Origin of the sequence: Apilactobacillus pseudapinorum, assembly GCF_040369555.1 — a bacterium.
Lineage (GTDB): Bacteria > Bacillota > Bacilli > Lactobacillales > Lactobacillaceae > Apilactobacillus.
Genome location: NZ_BAABVU010000016.1, coordinates 1 through 429, shown reverse-complemented (window position 1 = coordinate 429; position 429 = coordinate 1). Strand labels below are relative to the sequence as shown.

The window sequence follows — 429 nt, the reverse complement described above, 5'->3', positions numbered from 1 at the left end:
CTTGGTGGGCTTTTATCTCACCAACTAACTAATACGGCGCGGGTCCATCCCGAAGTGATAGCAGAGCCATCTTTCAAGTCGGAACCATGCGGTTCTGACTAATTATGCGGTATTAGCATTTGTTTCCAAATGTTATCCCCCGCTTCGGGGCAGGTTACCCACGTGTTACTCACCAGTTCGCCACTCGCTCCGAATCCAAAAATCATTTATGCAAGCATAAAATCAATTTGGGAGAGCTCGTTCGACTTGCATGTATTAGGCACGCCGCCAGCGTTCGTCCTGAGCCAGGATCAAACTCTCATCTTAAGATGAAAAGCTTAACTTAGCTCTTCTGAATAAATTGTTATTTTATAAGCGAATTGACTTCGCAATGTTTAATTCTTACAAACTTCGTTGTAAGATTCCTTACACATCATCGATTATCAATCT

The 429-nt window shown here is 42.9% G+C and carries 1 rRNA gene; it reads right to left on the bottom strand.

The window, feature by feature from the left end:
• A 16S ribosomal RNA gene (locus ABWU86_RS03150) occupies nucleotides 1-306 on the bottom strand; the annotation flags it as partial.
• Nucleotides 307-429 lie beyond the last annotated feature (123 nt).